General features: G+C 50.8%; 2 protein-coding genes. One reads left to right on the forward strand and one right to left on the reverse strand.

Annotation, left to right across the window (positions count from 1 at the left end):
• Positions 1 to 1,164: 1,164 nt before the first annotated feature.
• Complete coding sequence (locus C3486_RS36470) at positions 1,165 to 1,980, forward strand: aminoglycoside O-phosphotransferase APH(3')-Ia (RefSeq protein ID WP_000018329.1); 816 nt, start codon at positions 1,165 to 1,167, stop codon at positions 1,978 to 1,980.
• A 694-nt stretch (positions 1,981 to 2,674) separates the two neighbouring features.
• On the opposite strand, the gene C3486_RS36475 is transcribed toward C3486_RS36470, so the two are convergent.
• The coding region (locus tag C3486_RS36475) for a DHHA1 domain-containing protein (RefSeq protein ID WP_258053213.1) at positions 2,675 to 2,899 on the reverse strand (225 nt) is incomplete at its 5' end.

The raw sequence follows: 2,899 nt of genomic DNA on the forward strand, positions 1-2,899 counted from the left end.
GTTTCGGTGATGACGGTGAAAACCTCTGACACATGCAGCTCCCGGAGACGGTCACAGCTTGTCTGTAAGCGGATGCCGGGAGCAGACAAGCCCGTCAGGGCGCGTCAGCGGGTGTTGGCGGGTGTCGGGGCGCAGCCATGACCCAGTCACGTAGCGATAGCGGAGTGTATACTGGCTTAACTATGCGGCATCAGAGCAGATTGTACTGAGAGTGCACCATTGCGGTGTGAAATACCGCACAGATGCGTAAGGAGAAAATACCGCATCAGGCGCTCTTCCGCTTCCTCGCTCACTGACTCGCTGCGCTCGGTCGTTCGGCTGCGGCGAGCGGTATCAGCTCACTCAAAGGCGGTAATACGGTTATCCACAGAATCAGGGGATAACGCAGGAAAGAACATGTGAGCAAAAGGCCAGCAAAAGGCCAGGAACCGTAAAAAGGCCGCGTTGCTGGCGTTTTTCCATAGGCTCCGCCCCCCTGACGAGCATCACAAAAATCGACGCTCAAGTCAGAGGTGGCGAAACCCGACAGGACTATAAAGATACCAGGCGTTTCCCCCTGGAAGCTCCCTCGTGCGCTCTCCTGTTCCGACCCTGCCGCTTACCGGATACCTGTCCGCCTTTCTCCCTTCGGGAAGCGTGGCGCTTTCTCATAGCTCACGCTGTAGGTATCTCAGTTCGGTGTAGGTCGTTCGCTCCAAGCTGGGCTGTGTGCACGAACCCCCCGTTCAGCCCGACCGCTGCGCCTTATCCGGTAACTATCGTCTTGAGTCCAACCCGGTAAGACACGACTTATCGCCACTGGCAGCAGCCACTGGTAACAGGATTAGCAGAGCGAGGTATGTAGGCGGTGCTACAGAGTTCTTGAAGTGGTGGCCTAACTACGGCTACACTAGAAGGACAGTATTTGGTATCTGCGCTCTGCTGAAGCCAGTTACCTTCGGAAAAAGAGTTGGTAGCTCTTGATCCGGCAAACAAACCACCGCTGGTAGCGGTGGTTTTTTGTTTGCAAGCAGCAGATTACGCGCAGAAAAAAAGGATCTCAAGAAGATCCTTTGATCTTTTCTACGGGGTCTGACGCTCAGTGGAACGAAAACTCACGTTAAGGGATTTTGGTCATGAACAATAAAACTGTCTGCTTACATAAACAGTAATACAAGGGGTGTTATGAGCCATATTCAACGGGAAACGTCTTGCTCTAGGCCGCGATTAAATTCCAACATGGATGCTGATTTATATGGGTATAAATGGGCTCGCGATAATGTCGGGCAATCAGGTGCGACAATCTATCGATTGTATGGGAAGCCCGATGCGCCAGAGTTGTTTCTGAAACATGGCAAAGGTAGCGTTGCCAATGATGTTACAGATGAGATGGTCAGACTAAACTGGCTGACGGAATTTATGCCTCTTCCGACCATCAAGCATTTTATCCGTACTCCTGATGATGCATGGTTACTCACCACTGCGATCCCCGGGAAAACAGCATTCCAGGTATTAGAAGAATATCCTGATTCAGGTGAAAATATTGTTGATGCGCTGGCAGTGTTCCTGCGCCGGTTGCATTCGATTCCTGTTTGTAATTGTCCTTTTAACAGCGATCGCGTATTTCGTCTCGCTCAGGCGCAATCACGAATGAATAACGGTTTGGTTGATGCGAGTGATTTTGATGACGAGCGTAATGGCTGGCCTGTTGAACAAGTCTGGAAAGAAATGCATAAACTTTTGCCATTCTCACCGGATTCAGTCGTCACTCATGGTGATTTCTCACTTGATAACCTTATTTTTGACGAGGGGAAATTAATAGGTTGTATTGATGTTGGACGAGTCGGAATCGCAGACCGATACCAGGATCTTGCCATCCTATGGAACTGCCTCGGTGAGTTTTCTCCTTCATTACAGAAACGGCTTTTTCAAAAATATGGTATTGATAATCCTGATATGAATAAATTGCAGTTTCATTTGATGCTCGATGAGTTTTTCTAAGAATTAATTCATGAGCGGATACATATTTGAATGTATTTAGAAAAATAAACAAATAGGGGTTCCGCGCACATTTCCCCGAAAAGTGCCACCTAAATTGTAAGCGTTAATATTTTGTTAAAATTCGCGTTAAATTTTTGTTAAATCAGCTCATTTTTTAACCAATAGGCCGAAATCGGCAAAATCCCTTATAAATCAAAAGAATAGACCGAGATAGGGTTGAGTGTTGTTCCAGTTTGGAACAAGAGTCCACTATTAAAGAACGTGGACTCCAACGTCAAAGGGCGAAAAACCGTCTATCAGGGCGATGGCCCACTACGTGAACCATCACCCTAATCAAGTTTTTTGGGGTCGAGGTGCCGTAAAGCACTAAATCGGAACCCTAAAGGGAGCCCCCGATTTAGAGCTTGACGGGGAAAGCCGGCGAACGTGGCGAGAAAGGAAGGGAAGAAAGCGAAAGGAGCGGGCGCTAGGGCGCTGGCAAGTGTAGCGGTCACGCTGCGCGTAACCACCACACCCGCCGCGCTTAATGCGCCGCTACAGGGCGCGTCCCATTCGCCAATCCGGATATAGTTCCTCCTTTCAGCAAAAAACCCCTCAAGACCCGTTTAGAGGCCCCAAGGGGTTATGCTAGTTATTGCTCAGCGGTGGCAGCAGCCAACTCAGCTTCCTTTCGGGCTTTGTTAGCAGCCGGATCTCAGTGGTGGTGGTGGTGGTGCTCGAGTGCGGCCGCAAGCTTGCCAAGGGCCCGTGCGAGCGCCTGTACGACGTCGTCGGCCGAACCGGTCGCGGAGTATCCCGCGGCGTGCGGATGACCGCCACCGCCGAACGCGCTGGCGACCGACGCCAGGTTCACCGACTTGGCACGCATCGAGACCGACCAGTGCATCGGTTCGATCTCCTTGAACACCGCGGCGACCTC

Source organism: Streptomyces sp. Ru73 (assembly GCF_002920575.1).
GTDB lineage: Bacteria > Actinomycetota > Actinomycetes > Streptomycetales > Streptomycetaceae > Streptomyces.

What these genes read in the sequence shown, in the direction of transcription:
- C3486_RS36470 (WP_000018329.1), top strand. Translation starts at nt 1,165, where the DNA reads ATGAGCCATATTCAACGGGAAACGTCTTGCTCTAGGCCGCGATTAAAT.